Genomic DNA, 15,248 nt, shown 5'->3' with positions numbered 1-15,248 from the left:
AAGCTCAACGTTCATCCTCAGAAGCTCAACGTTCACCCTCAGAAGCTCAACTTCCACCTTCAGAAGCTCAACTTTGAGCCTTTGAGGCTGAACTATTTAAGTTCTAACTCCCTCTAGCCAATACCCAAGTCAAAAGTTGCACAATCTGATCTCACAATTCACAATGGTGATTGATCACAAATTTCCGAGGAGACTGCCAGCAGGCAATTCCTGAATAAAACAAGCGCAAGCGAGTGCATAGAGTATACGCTTTGCTAATAATCGATGAGTTTAGTGTTGAATTTACGGTCTTTTGATTCTTATTAATTAACTTAGAACCCGTTGATGGAAGCTTCCGAGCTATTAGAAACAATCACTCTCCTGATTTACCAAGCAGAACAGGGAGAAATTGACCCTTGGGATGTCCAAGTGATTGAGGTGATTGACCGTTACTTAGAACTGATGGCACCGGAGGCAATAGGAAGAGGTTATGAATCGGACTTGTCTCAATCTGGACAAGCATTTTTGTCAGCATCAATGCTGGTCTTATTCAAAGCTAATACATTGATGCAATTGTCAACAGTAGGAGATATCGACAATGGTGTAGTAGATGATGCTCTATTGGAAGATGAAGACGGAATATCACATCAGGGTCATCGTCTACCATTAGAACGGCAATTGCGTCGTCGTGCATCGGCAATGCCACCACCAAAGCGCCGGGTGACTCTGCAAGAGTTAATCAAGCAATTGCAGATTATGGCAAACCAGCTAAAACTGGTAGAAAAAGTCAGCAAACCTATCCGTCCCAGACGTCTGCCTAGCGTCCAAAGTATGCGGGAGGCGCTGGAGTTAGCTCACCAGGAAAATCTGACGGAAGTAGCTAGGGAACTGGAGGAGGTGTTGAATCTGTCGGCAAGGGAGCTAAATTTAGAACAAAATTGGTTGAATCTAGAACAACTTGTAGAGTTGTGGACTCAGACAAAGCTTCTCAACCAAAATGGGTCTGGACATGATTCTAAACACAGTCATTTAGTTAGCGTTTTCTGGGCGCTACTGTTACTATCGGCTCAATCGAAAGTAGAGCTATTTCAAGAAGAGTTTTACCATGAGATTAAAGTTCGGCTACTGACAGATTCAGCTAAGACTGGCAAACCTTTTGAGGAGTCGATGAAGTAAGAAAGCGATAAGTAGCCTTACAGATAATTTACAGATTTTTGATTCAGTCCTAAAATCCGAGTAAATTGAAAAGATAAGCGATCGCTTGTCATCTAAGTATACCTATGGTTGCAATAACCACTAAATTCCTGTTATCCCTGTTTAAGGGATAACTTAGAGCAGAAATAAAAACTGATGATTAAGTATCACTTGATAAAAGTAAACTGGCTTGTGGTTGAGGAATAAATTTTTATGAAAGCGATGATTCTCGCGGCTGGCAAGGGGACTCGCGTGCGTCCGATTACCTATACAATTCCCAAACCAATGATTCCCATCCTGCAAAAGCCAGTGATGGAGTTCTTGCTGGAACTGTTACGCCAACATGGATTTGACCAAATTATGGTCAACGTTAGTCATTTGGCTGAGGAAATAGAAAACTATTTTCGTGATGGTCAACGCTTTGGGGTGCAGATTGCCTATTCCTTTGAAGGGAAAATTGATGACGACGGTAAACTGGAGGGAGAAGCAATTGGTTCAGCTGGAGGGATGCGGCGCATCCAAGACTTCTCGCCCTTTTTTGACGATACCTTTGTGGTGTTGTGCGGTGATGCTTTAATTGATTTGGATTTAACTGCGGCGGTTAAGTGGCATAGAGCTAGAGGCTCGATCGCTACTATTATTACGAAATCTGTCCCCAAGGAAGAAGTTTCTAGTTACGGTGTGGTGGTCACTGACGAAGAGGGGCGTGTCAAAGCTTTCCAAGAAAAACCTTCAACTGAAGAAGCCCTCAGCACCAACATCAACACAGGTATTTACATCTTTGAGCCAGAGGTTTTTAACTATATCCCCTCTGGTGTCGAATATGACATTGGTAGCCACTTGTTTCCCAAATTGGTAGAAATCAAAGCTCCCTTCTACGCCATCCCTATGGACTTTGAATGGGTAGATATTGGTAAAGTACCAGACTATTGGCGGGCGATTCGCGGTGTACTGCTGGGTGAAATTAAGAATGTGCAAATCCCTGGTCATGAAGTCGCCCCTGGCATCTACACTGGCTTAAATGTCGCCGTAAATTGGGACAAAGTGGATATCACAGGCCCAGTTTACATTGGCGGGATGACGAGAATAGAAGACGGAGCTAAAATTGTCGGCCCAGCGATGATTGGCCCTAATTGTTGGATATGTAGTGGCGCAACAGTCGAAAACAGCGTGATTTTTGAATGGTCGCGCCTGGGGCCAGGAGTGCGTTTAGTGGATAAGCTGGTGTTTGGACGTTATTGCGTGGATAAAACTGGCGCTGCAATCGATGTTCAAGCGGCTGCTTTAGACTGGCTGATTACCGATGCCCGTCAAACCCCGCCATTACATACCCCTCTTGAGTTACAAGCGATAGAGGAATTGTTGGGGACAAACGCAAGTTAGGGACTGGGTATTGGGGACTGGGTATTGGGTGGCAAAAAACTTTCCTATCTAGTCCCCATTCTTTACTCGCTCTTAGTCCCCAGTCCCCAGTCCCCAGTCCCCAGTCCCCAGTCCTAACTATTTAGATACGTATATCTTCTGAGACTCTGCTCGTAGGTTTGTAGCAGTCGCTGAGATTCTGCTAGGGTGATGCGCTTTTCTTCTAATGCTTTCTCGCAACGCTGGCGAATGTTTTCCACCATATCTTCGGAGTCATACTGCACGTAGCTCACCACTTCGCTCATGGTGTCACCTTTGACGACGTGTTCAATCTGGTAGCCTTTGGGCGTCAATTGGATGTGAACGGCGTTAGTGTCGCCAAATAGGTTGTGCAAATTGCCCATGATTTCTTGGTAAGCTCCATTCAAGAACATTCCCAAATAATAGGGTTCTCCGGGCTTGTGGGTGTGTAGTTCTAAAACCGACTTGACATCGCGCAGGTCAATAAAACGGTCGATTTTACCATCACTATCGCAGGTGAGGTCTGCTAAAATTCCCCGCCGCGTTGGTTCTTCATCCAAGCGGTGGATTGGCATGATCGGGAATAGCTGGTCGATCGCCCAGCAATCTGGTGCTGATTGAAACACTGACATATTCACGTAGTAGATGGAAGCCATAATTTTTTCTAGGTCTTCCAGTTCATCGGGTACGTATTCTTGCTGTCTAGTGATGTTGAGAATTTTCTGACAACAAGCCCAATAGAGGCGTTCGGCTTTGGCTCGTTCTCTGAGGCGTAATATTCCTAAGTTGAAGCGGCTGATGGCTTCTTCTTTGAATTGTGCAGCGTCGTGGTACAGCTCTTGGTAATTCTCTTGGTTGATGGATTGGAAGCTTTCCCAAAGGTAATTAATAATTGGGGATTCTCCCTCTTGGGGAGGTTCTGGTATATCGAGGGGGACATCACTAGTACTGAGAACATCAAAAATCAGCACCGACTGATGGGAAGCGATCGCTCGTCCACTTTCGCTAATCAGTGTTGGTACGGTAATTTCCCGCTCTGCACAGGTATCTTTTAACTCTGCCACTATGTCGTTAGCATAGTTCTGCATGTTGTAATTTTTCGATGCATAGAAGTTGGTTTGGGAGCCATCATAATCTACGCCCAAGCCGCCACCAACATCAAGGTATTTCATATCCGCCCCCAGCATCGACAATTCTACATAAATGCGGCTGGCTTCTTGGATGGCATCTTTAATCACATTAATGGCAGAAATTTGTGAGCCGATGTGGAAGTGCATTAACTGCAAAGAATCGAGCAGGTTAGCTTCGCGTAACTTGTCAACAGCCTCGATTACTTCAGGCATTGTCAAACCAAATTTAGCGCGATCGCCACTAGAGGCTCCCCAACGTCCCATGCCTTGGGTACTGAGTTTAGCACGAACACCTAATATTGGCTTAATACCTAACTGGCGATTGGCATCTATCACCAAATCAACTTCTTCAATCTGTTCTAAGACAATGATTGGTGTTTGCCCTAGTCTTTGGGCTAACATTGCCGTTTCGATGTATTCTCGGTCTTTGTAGCCGTTGCAAACTAACAATGCTCCTGGTGTATCTAACACAGCTAGAGCAATCATTAATTCTGGCTTGGAACCGGCTTCTAAACCAAATTGATGGGGCTTGCCAAATTTTACTAAATCCTCAATCAAATGCCGTTCTTGATTGCATTTAACGGGAAACACACCACGGTAGACACCAGGGTAATTATAGCGGGCGATCGCTTTAGCAAAACAAGCATTCAACCGCTCAATCCGGTCTTCCAAAATATCGGAAAAGCGAATCAACATGGGAAGTCCCAAGTTGCGCTGTTTCATGGCGTTGACCAATTCAAACAAGTCAAGAGATCCCCCGCGATCGCCTTTAGGTGCCACAGTAATGTGTCCAGCAGCGCTAATCGAAAAATAAGGTTGTCCCCAACCTTCAATCCGGTATAAGGCTTCACTATCCTCAATTTTCCAGGAGCGAGGTAAATCTCCTGTGGTAGTACTAGGTGGTAACAGCTTTTTCTGTTTATGATTTTTCACTTCAGATTTGTGTCCATTGGACGGTACTTGTACCACCTCGTCAGATGTAGCAGTTGGATCAACACCCATTTGTTCCTAACCTCTGTTTTTCACCCACGAATTAACAATTTAGCGCATTCATTTGGGAACGTATATGCACCCAAAGATAATTTCTGAGATAAACTCTGATTGGTCAGTCCCTTTGGGGAAGTCAAAAGTCAAAAGTCAAAAGTCAAAAATCAAGAGTCATTGGTCATTAGTGGAAAACCCTTGGACTGAAGACAGAGGATGACAAAGGACAATTGACAAAGGATAAAATAAAAAATTCATTAAGTTTTGGGAGATAACTTTGGAACGCACATTCTTAGCAATTAAGCCAGATGGAGTACAACGGGGATTAGTGGGGGAAATTATCCGTCGCTTTGAAACTAAAGGTTTTACCCTAGTTGGTTTAAAGTTCCTGAAAGTCAGTCGGGAATTGGCTGAACAACACTATGATGTTCACCGGGAACGTCCCTTTTTTGCTGGTCTAGTCGAATTTATCACTTCTAGTCCAGTGGTGGCGATGGTATGGGAAGGTGATGGTGTTGTTGCATCTGCGAGAAAGATTATTGGTGCGACTAACCCCTTAACATCAGAGCCAGGAACGATTCGCGGCGATTTTGGCCTGGATATTGGTCGCAACTTAATCCACGGTTCTGATGCTCAAGAAACCGCGCAACGGGAAATAGCTCTATGGTTTAAGGATGAAGAATTAGTAAATTGGCAACCACACTTAACGCCTTGGTTGCACGAATAATGAGAGTTAGGAGTTAAAAATGAGGAGTTAGGAGTTAAAAATTCATTAACTCCTAACTCCTAACTCTTAACTTCTCATTTACTTTGAAACTTCGCTCTTTTCTGGTTCTACTTGGGGTAATTCAGTGTCAACACGCTTGGAAAATCCCCAGCCTAAAATTAGGAAGATGGCAGCAATCATGATCCATTCTGGTGGAACTAAACTATCGTTTACCACTTTCAATAACAAGCGTAAACCCACCAAGGCCACAGTTACATAGCCTGCATCTTCTAGGTTTTCATATTCGTCTAGCCAACGAATAAACAATCCCGCCATGAATCGCAGCGTAATAATACCAATTGTTGCACCCGTCAGCACTAGCCATTTTTCTTGAGAAACTGCGATCGCAGTTGTCACGCTATCCAAAGAAAATGCCAAATCTGTAAAGGCAATCACGGGTATCGCTTGCAACAATGAATTAAAACGGGGGCCGTGATGGTGATCGTCTTCACTTTGTTGAGAGGTAAAGTGTTGGAATACCAGCCACAGAAGATAAGCAGCGCCCAATAATTCAAATTGCCAGAATTGTTGCACCCAAGTGGCAGTGAGAATCAAGCTGATTCGCAGCACATAAGCAACAACTAAACCAAAGTTCAAAGCTTTACGCTCAAGTTCTTTGTCTTCCAGCCCCCTAGCAATAGCAGCCAGGGCGATCGCATTGTCGGCAGATAACAGCGCCTCTAAAAGCACCAGGATCAGCAGAACTATAGGGGCTTCAACAGTGAAATGAAAGTCGAGGTAATCAAAAATTCGGTCTAGCATTCCGGGTTTCTCAAGCAGAAAAAATTAAATTTTGACAGTAACAGAGATTTGCATATTAAAAAGCGCAATAAATTGCCACTCTAATTCAGCTTAACGTGGTTGTGGTGCATTTTGAAGGGGGTTGAATGTGTGCGAACGTCGTGTTAATGGGGTAATTTGCGTATAAGTCAATACACCAAAAGTTTTAACATCTAGCTTAAGGCGATCGCAATGGGCTGTTGTCAGTTCGGATCTAGAATTAGAAGATGAGAACAAAAATATGGTAATAGCTTATCAATATTTCCTTAACGACCGAGCTTGATCACTAATACAGTGTTTTGCAACTACATGAGGTACACCCCTCCCCAACCCTCCTCGATGCTTTAGCTACGGTGTACACACAAGTCTAAAATAGCTGATTAACCAAGGTTTTACCCCTCCCTAACCCTCCCCTTTATAAGGGGAGGGAACTAAATTTCCTGTTTCCCCCTTAACAAGGGGGGATTAAGGGCGGTAATTCGACTTGGGGACTTACAAGAAATAAATTGATATGTCCTATTGCATTAAAATCTGACGGATTAAAATACTCATTACCTCGCCTGGGTTAGTGGTTGGTAGTAGCGGACTCCAATCGCCGATGCTGGCGTAGCCAATCACTTGCAAATAGTGAATTGTGCTAGTAACTGCTTTTGGAGAACCTATTAATAGATGTTTAATCGGTTCTCTTTTCGGTAATTGATTTTCAGAAGATTGATTAAGGATGGGTGTATTTAAGTTTTCGCCATCTAAGTACTGTTGTAATTCTGATTGGGCGAAGTTGTGATTTTTTACAAACTTTTGTACTTGTGTCATCATTGTAATTGTCTCCCAAAATGGGGGTTTACAGAAAGGCGATCGCAGATTCTTGGCAGAGGGCGATCGCCTTTCTTATTTATATATTATAGTATAACTTTATACCTATAAATCCATAAATCAAAAATAAATTAACAGTCAAAAGTATTTATTTGTAGCTACAATTATTTTTCTGCTGTCGTTATTTGGCATCTAGAATTAGAATCTGAGAACAAAAATATCGTAATAATTTATGAATATTTCTTTGTTAGGACTTACGCAAAATAGATCCCCCAACCCCCTTAAAAAGGGGGCTTTTCAGATCCCCCCCTTTTTAAGGGGGGTTAGGGGGGATCGAGGTTTCAGGTTTTCACTGCGTAAGTCCTATTTATGAATGACACACTTCTACAACGCATTACTCATAATCCAGATATCTGCCACGGTAAACCCTGCATTCGAGGACTTCGTTATCCAGTTGAGTTTATTTTGGAACTGCTCAGTTCTGGTATGAGTACTGAAGAAATATTGAAAGATTATGACGATTTAGAATCTGAAGATATTTTGGCTGTCTTGTTATTTGCTGCTCGACTGTGCCAAGTCAAAAGCATTCATCGAATCGCCTCATGAAATTTATTGTCGATGCTCAGTAATTAAGAACTTGCTTCTCTTGATATGGTAAAAAGCTAGCTTTTTGGCAAAAACTTATTCCATCTCACTGATTTGCGGTGACATGGAATAAGTAAAACTACCGTTCCACAGAGGTTTCAGCGTCAGCTTGAGCGTTGTCAAAAAATGGATAAAGTCGAGCTAAAGTTAAGTTTAGAACTAAACTAATCTACACACCAAAAACAAAGAAATCTGAAGTTAATAAGCTGGCAGGAGAACCCACAATAGTTGCAAACAAACCTCCCGAACCAAAACCAGCCGCATCGTTATTTTGGTTGTAGAACAGGTTGCCACTGCTAGAGCTATAAACAATCTCTGCACTACTATCTACAGCTAGAGAATCGACAGCGACTACGGCAAAGTTAGAGCCAAGTAATTCACCATTGGAAGTGTTGTCTAGAGCGGTAAAAGTTTTTTTCGACAAACGGATTTTGTCTGTGCCACTTGAAAAGTCAGAAATTTGGTCTACTCCGAGATCAGAACTGATAAAGGCTTTGTTACTGTCAAATACAAAGAAATCTGAACCTGCACCTCCTATTAAAATGTCATTACCACTATCGCCCCTGAGGTTATCGTCACCATCACCTCCTTGGAGATTATCATTATCTATTCCCCCTGAAAGGACATCGTTACCACGATCTCCTTGGAGATTATCATCACCTTCTCCCCCGTTCAGGTTATCGATACCAGGACCGCCGATGATAGTATCGTTTCCTGCTCCCCCATCGTAAATATCGTTACCAGATAAACCATCGACCACAAAATCATCACCACCACCTCCACGACCTATGTCACTACCAGTTCCACCATCAAGTGTGTCTTCACCATCACCACCAGCAACAAAGTCATCACCAGCTCCCCCATCAATATAATCGTTACCATTTCCTCCTGTAACAAAGTCATTACCACTTCCTGAAAACACGACTTTATCGCTATCACTACCACTTAGATCAATGGTATTGGGTTCTGGTGTTCCCGCGTCGGTTATTATCCCTCTTGCACTAGCAACGCCAAATTTTATAGCATCAGCAATAGTTATACTTGTCCTATCAAGACCTATTACTTCACCCCGACCCAGGTCTTTGACTAGCTGTTCATAAAAGCTTATAACATCCGGTGTAACTAAAAAAACGGGAATAATATTACTTGCAACTAGCCGATCTTTTAGTTGCACAATAGTCGGATAATCTTCATCAGCATCGACTACATTATCTCCATTATTCGGTCGAGTAATAGTAGGACTAGCGTTTGCACCATCTGGTGGTGTATGAAAAGCAGCGTCCGTGACTACTAAAGCAATGCGAGTTGAATCTGGTCTATAATTGGGACTGAAAGATAGTTGCAGAAGTGCTTCTAATTGTGCTTCGGGAAAATCCCCGCCACCATCAGCACTCAAGCCATTGACTGTTGAAACAACACTAACTGTATCCCCTGTCAAAGCGATGTTGTTTCGATAAACAAAGTCACCAGCATCACCCAAACCACCAACTGGTTTATCTTTAAAAGAGGCAACCCCAAAGAAAGGGTCAGCACCATAGACAATTTGAAAATTTGGGTTTTTTAAGTTATCTACCAGTGAAGGAAAGATATCTTTGAGGTTGGGCAAATCGTCAACAAATGACCCTGTTAAGTCTTGTAACAGAAAGATATCAGATACTGGAGCCATAGTGTATACCTCTGGTTATCTTGATTAATTGGTTGTATTGCAAAAATTGGTGTTGTGGATTTGTTAATGCTGCTCTTTAAATTTAGGCAAGCTTTGCATTCCACAAACTATCAAGTATCAATCAATTACTTAACATTAAAATAACTGGATATATTAGTTTTTTGCAAAAGTTTAGTAAACTTAATATTTATTAACTAAATTTTACAAGCTACATAACACCATCATCACGATTGACAGGAACTTTTACGCTTTAAAAGCGAGAGTTGCGATCGCACTAGCTGTGATTGGTTCCAAATTATCCTACCTTATCTGGCGACATCTTAACTGATGCATACAATAACAGATGTTTAGATTCCAGAGAGATAGAGGCTAATCCAGTTTCTCTGGTGAAAGTCGAGTGTACGCTGTAAGGGAAAACTTTCAACGTTATTAACCAGAGTTTTAACCTGAGTAACAATTGCTTCAACATTGATAAGACAAAATCTAACGTTTCTTATAAATGCTTCAATGTGAGTAACAACTGCTTCAACATTGATAAGACAAAATCTAACGTTTGCAACAAATGCTTAAACGTTTCTTATAAATGCTTCAACGGGAGTAACAATTGCTTCAACATTGACAATAAACATATAAATTTATAATTATTAGCGCCGCCAGCTTTTAATCGTCCTATCTTGCCTCTGGTGAGATTTTTATCTAAAATCTGCGTTGACAACCTAAATAGGACAAACGTAAATAACGTCTCAAAGCAATTTACTAAGTAGGTCGGCAGAATAAAACCAAACTATGTTAACAAAAATGAACAAGGCTAAAACCCTCTTCCCTCCTGCCTCCTGCCTTCTGCCTTATCCCAAGGACAAATATTTACGCCCACCTACTTACAACTTACAGCTATTTTCAGGGAAATAGACCGCGCGGTAGGGGCGCAAGGCCTTGCGCCCCTACAACAGATGTGGTTCAAATACTTGAATTCTGCTGTAATTCTAAATTTCACAAAATCTCTGCCAACTTTCCCACCAGAGTATTTGCTAAATCCAATAACCTGATATCATCTGTATTAACACTATTTCCTTCACCAGCTAGCAGATTTTTTACAGCAGATAGCCTGTCATCTACTCCAGGAATTCTCCAAGATTCATCTAAGTTTACTGCAAAATCAAACAGCGATCGCTCTCCTAGATGTTCTCTTACTTTCACAGCTACACTATCATTACTTACCAAAAATTCTTTAATAGTATCTAATCGAGAATTACCTAATATTTCGTCATGTCCCCACGTTTCTAGCCAGTCTCCCTCCACATCTTCAACGTAAATATTGACAAAATCAACCCCATAAGTTAGCCAGTTTTGCTGCATTTGTCGCGCCGTCGCTAAAGCTTCAGCAAATGTATCTACTTGATTGTTGCAGTGAGTTTCTCTTTTATTAGGCATAAAAGCTGTAATTTGCACGTAAGTATGTAAACTAGACACAAATCTGAAATATCAAATTCTTGAAAGTTCACGAAAATTTTAAATATTTGCCACCAGAAAGGTAATCACTGTTATACAGGGCCACGTTGACTAACTGGTTGACAAAATTAGCATCTTTGGGATTGTAACTTAAGAACAGCCCCCTCTCGATTTCCCACGAGCGCAGTGTATTTTGCCAAGCTTCGTACTTTTGTTGATTAAGTTCTTCACTAACACTGGTAATTTGAATACACAGTGGTTGATTGTTACGACTAACAATTAAATCTGTTGCCATAGAAAGGTCGGCTATATAACGCTGCCAAAAACTACCTTCTCGCTGAACAATATCTTGGGCTATTGATTTAATGATATCATGATCTACCTGATTAAATTCGCCTGCCATCAATTTTTGCTTCCAAATATAAAACTTGGAGTCACTTGCATTAAACCATCTGGGAAATAGATAACCATACCAATATCTCTCAATCGGTGTCATCAACTCGAACTTTGCTTTTTGTTCTTCTTCTGAAGGTAAGGATTTGATTATCAGCCAAATTGTCGAATCCGTAATTACCTCTAGTAAAAAGGCTATGACAAAAGGTTTTGCAGTCAGAGAACCTGGCTTGATGTCTTTAACCCAACGATTGATTTCATCTAATCTTCTCGCTAAATTACGATCTATCGAGGAGGCTTGCTCGATAAGGGACTTTAGCTGATCCTTAATTTCTGTTGCTTGCAAACGATGCCCTACTTTCAGAAGATTACGCTTTTTTTACACATTGATAACTAGATTTTAACTTGAAAATGTCTTTAATTAATTTCCTGATGTCATCAAATATTCTCTAAGTCGATACCTTGTATACGTAAAGCCTCCCGTAGTCGAGCAATTTCTTGCTCTGCTTGTTCGGCACGTTCTTCTGCTTGTTGGGCGCGTTCTTCTGCCTGCTCGGCGCGTAAACGTTCTTGTTCAGCTAACTCTTCTGATGATAGTATTAATTGATTTTCAGTAGTGAAGAATCTTAATTTACCTTCATAAACTCCTAAATAAAGTTCTAACTGCTGACTCCACAAACGTCCATCAGTAGTGGTTTGAATTTCTTGATACTTTCCATCAACTAGATGAAATCCCTGGAGTTCCATTGTTACAGGATCAAACCAGAAATAATCTGGTGTACGGAAGGTATCTTGATAAACTTGTTTTTTTAAACCTTTATCAACTGCTGTGGTTGAACTTGACAAAATTTCCACAATCACATTCGGATATTTGCCATCTTCTTGCCAAACTACCCAACTTTTACGGTCTTTTTTCTCGGTTCCCAAGACTACAAAAAAGTCTGGGCCACGGAAATGTTCTGATTTTTTCTGGTTAGGACTGTAGTAAATCGTCAAATTGCCAGAAGCATAAAAATCTTGCCTTTCTCGCCACCACAATTTGAGGATACGAATCAGCAAATCAATTTGTTCTCGGTGTAGGTCACTTTCCAAGGGTGGTTCGTCACTCAGTATATCGCCAGGAGGAAAAATAATTTCGTCTTCTGAAATACCATCAGAGATGATTTCTAAAGTAGCAGGTTCAGACATCAGCGATCGCTCCGCGATTTATTTACTGAAAATTTGGTAACTTACAAATGGCTTTGAAAACTTGTAATAACTCAATTGCATCTGGAGATTGACTCAAATTTAATAATGGCATTAACTCATAATTTGACTGGTTGTCATGTCTTAGATAAATAAATTGATAAAGCTGTCCGTTAGTTACCAAACCCCAAACTGATGGTTGTTGCTCTATACTCTTAAAAGCATAAGTGAGTAATTGAGGTAAACCCTCAATTACATTGACCGAACTATTTTTCGTTTCAATTACTAGAACCCAAAAAGGCGGCGCAATATTACTTTGAGGACTGTTGATTGCTAAAATATCCATCCGCCCGGTAATTCTTTTGTCTTCATCTTCGACTGCGATCGCAATGCTATCTTCCATTGTCAACCGAATCGGCACATCGTAAAATCCTGCTAACCGCATTAAGGGTGCGATAGTTATAAATTTAACCAAACCTTCAGAAATTTTACCTGCGCTTAAATAACGACGGAAGTCATTTCTGATTCGCAATAAATCCTGCTGTTCAAACTCAGAAAGTGGTTCTAGACTTAAGAAATTTGTGAATGAACCATTGGAAAGTTCTTCTACTTTGAGAAAGCGATGAACATCGTTGAGAGATAAACTGCTAGCTTCAACAGTGAGCGTCATAATTTTAGAAGATGTTTGTCAAGACTACTTACATTTTGCAACATTCCCGAAAAACAGGTTGTAAAACGTCTTTACATTTCTTGATCGCTTGCTTTTGCTAGATGAAAATCAATGTAAACTAAATAACTCGGCAATTTCTACTTAGCTTAACGAAAATCTAAACAATGTCTAGCACAACTGGGCTAAGAATAGTTTTTAGTAACAATAGCGATCGCACTCATAACTAACCATGTCTCAACCAACTATAGAATCAATCCTACAAGAGAATCGCCTCTTCCATCCTGCCTCGGAATTCTCACAAAACGCCCATATCAAAAGTCTAGAAGACTATCAGCGTCTCTACGACAAAGCAAAAGCCGATCCGCAGCAATTTTGGGCAGATTTGGCTACAACAGAATTAGAATGGTTCCAAAAATGGGATACAGTATTAGACTGGCAACCGCCTTTTGCTAAATGGTTTGTTGGTGGTAAAATAAATATTTCTTACAACTGCCTTGACAGACATCTCACTACCTGGCGCAAAAATAAAGCAGCATTGATTTGGGAAGGAGAACCAGGTGATTCGCGTACCCTCACTTATGCCCAACTGCACCGAGAAGTTTGCCAGTTCGCCAATGTATTGAAGCAACTGGGTGTACAAAAAGGCGATCGCGTTGGTATTTATATGCCGATGATTCCCGAAGCTGCGATCGCGATGTTAGCTTGTGCCAGAATTGGCGCACCCCATAGCGTGGTATTTGGTGGTTTTAGTGCTGAAGCTTTGCGCGATCGCTTAATCGATGTTAAAGCTAAACTGGTAATCACGGCTGATGGTGGTTGGCGCAAAGATGCGATCGTTCCTCTCAAGGAACAGGTAGATAAAGCCTTAGCTGATGGTGCTGTTCCCAGTGTAGAAAATGTCCTAGTTGTCAAGCGCACCGGACAGGAAACTTATATGCAGTTGGGAGGACGCGATCATTGGTGGCATGATTTACAAAAAGGTGCATCAGCAGATTGTCCCGCCGAACCAATGGACAGCGAAGATATGCTGTTTGTTCTCTACACTTCCGGCAGCACGGGCAAACCGAAGGGCGTAGTGCATACAACTGCTGGTTATAATTTGTATACCCACATGACCACCAAGTGGATATTCGACCTGCAAGACACAGATGTATATTGGTGTACCGCAGATGTAGGTTGGATTACGGGACACAGTTACATTGTCTACGGCCCGCTTTCCAACGGTGCAACGAGCCTGATGTATGAAGGTGCGCCCCGTGCTTCTAATCCTGGTTGTACATGGGATGTAATTGAAAAATACGGCGTTAATATTTTTTATACCGCACCTACAGCAATTCGAGCATTTATTAAGATGGGTGAACAACATCCGAATGCGCGAAATCTATCTTCATTGCGTTTGCTGGGAACCGTCGGCGAACCGATTAACCCAGAAGCTTGGATGTGGTATCACAAAGTCATTGGTGGGGAACGCTGTCCAATAGTTGATACTTGGTGGCAAACGGAAACCGGCGGTATCATGATTACACCGCTACCAGGAGCAATCCCCACCAAACCCGGTTCTGCAACTCTTCCCTTCCCCGGAATTATCGCAGATATCATAGATTTGTCAGGAAATACTGTACCCAATAAGGAAGGCGGTTATTTAGCAGTGCGCCATCCTTGGCCAGGAATGATGCGCACAGTCTACGGCGATCCAGAACGCTTCCGCCGCACCTATTGGGAACACATTCCGCCCCAAGATGGTAACTATATTTACTTTGCTGGTGATGGCGCTAGACTTGATGAAGACGGCTATTTCTGGGTAATGGGTCGTGTAGATGATGTACTGAATGTATCAGGACACCGACTCGGTACAATGGAAGTAGAATCAGCCTTAGTTTCGCATCCAGCAGTTGCAGAAGCGGCGGTAGTGGGTAAACCCGATGAACTCAAAGGTGAAGAAGTAGTTGCTTTTGTGACTTTAGAAGGCACTTATCAGGGAAGTGAGGAACTGAGTAAAGAACTCAAACTGCACGTTGTCAAAGAAATCGGTGCGATCGCGCGTCCCGGAGAAATTCGTTTTACCGATGCTTTGCCCAAAACGCGATCGGGTAAGATTATGCGGCGCTTGCTGCGGAATCTAGCTGCTGGGGAAGAGGTATCTGGGGATACTTCGACCTTAGAAGATAGAAGCGTGTTGGATAAATTGCGGGAAGGTGCGTAAATAGTTCC

13 protein-coding genes are annotated in these 15,248 nt (G+C 41.9%); 5 read left to right on the top strand and 8 right to left on the bottom strand.

Annotated elements, in window-relative coordinates; translation table 11 throughout:
* Positions 1 to 324: 324 nt before the first annotated feature.
* On the top strand, positions 325 to 1,155 hold the full coding sequence (locus ACFFAP_RS14030) for a segregation/condensation protein A (protein WP_375511774.1): 831 nt from the start codon (positions 325 to 327) through the stop codon (positions 1,153 to 1,155).
* 231 nt (positions 1,156 to 1,386) lie between these two features.
* Positions 1,387 to 2,556 carry a sugar phosphate nucleotidyltransferase gene (locus tag ACFFAP_RS14025; protein ID WP_375511773.1) on the top strand — a complete coding sequence of 390 codons (1,170 nt, stop codon included), beginning with the start codon at positions 1,387 to 1,389 and terminating at the stop codon, positions 2,554 to 2,556.
* Positions 2,557 to 2,669: 113 nt separating this feature from the next.
* Here the strand turns inward: ACFFAP_RS14025 and speA are convergent, their stop codons facing one another.
* Positions 2,670 to 4,688, bottom strand: coding sequence for a biosynthetic arginine decarboxylase (gene speA / locus ACFFAP_RS14020; protein WP_375511772.1), 2,019 nt, complete (start codon positions 4,686 to 4,688; stop codon positions 2,670 to 2,672).
* 259 nt (positions 4,689 to 4,947) lie between these two features.
* On the opposite strand from speA, the gene ndk reads away from it, so the two are divergent.
* Entirely contained in the window at positions 4,948 to 5,397 is a 450-nt protein-coding gene (gene ndk, locus ACFFAP_RS14015) for a nucleoside-diphosphate kinase (protein WP_334747866.1), read from the top strand.
* A 78-nt stretch (positions 5,398 to 5,475) separates the two neighbouring features.
* On the opposite strand, the gene ACFFAP_RS14010 is transcribed toward ndk, so the two are convergent.
* Together ACFFAP_RS14010 and ACFFAP_RS14005 are read right to left on the bottom strand one after the other, a co-directional pair.
* Complete coding sequence (locus ACFFAP_RS14010) at positions 5,476 to 6,198, bottom strand: TerC family protein (protein WP_375511771.1); 723 nt, start codon at positions 6,196 to 6,198, stop codon at positions 5,476 to 5,478.
* Positions 6,199 to 6,732: 534 nt separating this feature from the next.
* Positions 6,733 to 7,032, bottom strand: coding sequence for a hypothetical protein (locus ACFFAP_RS14005; protein ID WP_375511770.1), 300 nt, complete (start codon positions 7,030 to 7,032; stop codon positions 6,733 to 6,735).
* 366 nt (positions 7,033 to 7,398) lie between these two features.
* On the opposite strand from ACFFAP_RS14005, the gene ACFFAP_RS14000 reads away from it, so the two are divergent.
* Positions 7,399 to 7,635 carry a DUF433 domain-containing protein gene (locus ACFFAP_RS14000; protein WP_375511769.1) on the top strand — a complete coding sequence of 79 codons (237 nt, stop codon included), beginning with the start codon at positions 7,399 to 7,401 and terminating at the stop codon, positions 7,633 to 7,635.
* Positions 7,636 to 7,843: 208 nt separating this feature from the next.
* Here the strand turns inward: ACFFAP_RS14000 and ACFFAP_RS13995 are convergent, their stop codons facing one another.
* The 5 genes from ACFFAP_RS13995 to ACFFAP_RS13975 all read right to left on the bottom strand — a co-directional run bounded on the left by ACFFAP_RS13995 (position 7,844) and on the right by ACFFAP_RS13975 (position 13,037).
* Positions 7,844 to 9,340 (bottom strand): hypothetical protein, encoded by a 1,497-nt coding sequence (locus tag ACFFAP_RS13995; protein WP_375511768.1) that lies wholly within the window; start codon positions 9,338 to 9,340, stop codon positions 7,844 to 7,846.
* Between the two features lie 990 nt (positions 9,341 to 10,330).
* A complete protein-coding gene (locus ACFFAP_RS13990) occupies positions 10,331 to 10,771 on the bottom strand; it encodes a hypothetical protein (RefSeq protein ID WP_375511767.1) in 441 nt (146 codons plus the stop codon).
* 67 nt (positions 10,772 to 10,838) lie between these two features.
* Positions 10,839 to 11,528 carry a hypothetical protein gene (locus ACFFAP_RS13985; RefSeq protein WP_375511766.1) on the bottom strand — a complete coding sequence of 230 codons (690 nt, stop codon included), beginning with the start codon at positions 11,526 to 11,528 and terminating at the stop codon, positions 10,839 to 10,841.
* A 92-nt stretch (positions 11,529 to 11,620) separates the two neighbouring features.
* Positions 11,621 to 12,370 (bottom strand): Uma2 family endonuclease, encoded by a 750-nt coding sequence (locus ACFFAP_RS13980; protein WP_375511765.1) that lies wholly within the window; start codon positions 12,368 to 12,370, stop codon positions 11,621 to 11,623.
* A 22-nt stretch (positions 12,371 to 12,392) separates the two neighbouring features.
* Complete coding sequence (locus tag ACFFAP_RS13975) at positions 12,393 to 13,037, bottom strand: restriction endonuclease subunit R (protein ID WP_375511764.1); 645 nt, start codon at positions 13,035 to 13,037, stop codon at positions 12,393 to 12,395.
* A gap of 229 nt (positions 13,038 to 13,266) precedes the next feature.
* On the opposite strand from ACFFAP_RS13975, the gene acs reads away from it, so the two are divergent.
* Positions 13,267 to 15,240 (top strand): acetate--CoA ligase, encoded by a 1,974-nt coding sequence (acs, locus tag ACFFAP_RS13970; RefSeq protein WP_375511763.1) that lies wholly within the window; start codon positions 13,267 to 13,269, stop codon positions 15,238 to 15,240.
* The last annotated feature ends 8 nt before the right edge of the window (positions 15,241 to 15,248 follow it).

The organism is uncultured Nostoc sp., from assembly GCF_964245575.1.
Classification (GTDB): Bacteria; Cyanobacteriota; Cyanobacteriia; order Cyanobacteriales; family Nostocaceae; genus Nostoc.
The sequence above is the reverse complement of the archived record's forward strand: the minus strand, read 5'-3'. Positions and strand labels throughout refer to the sequence as shown.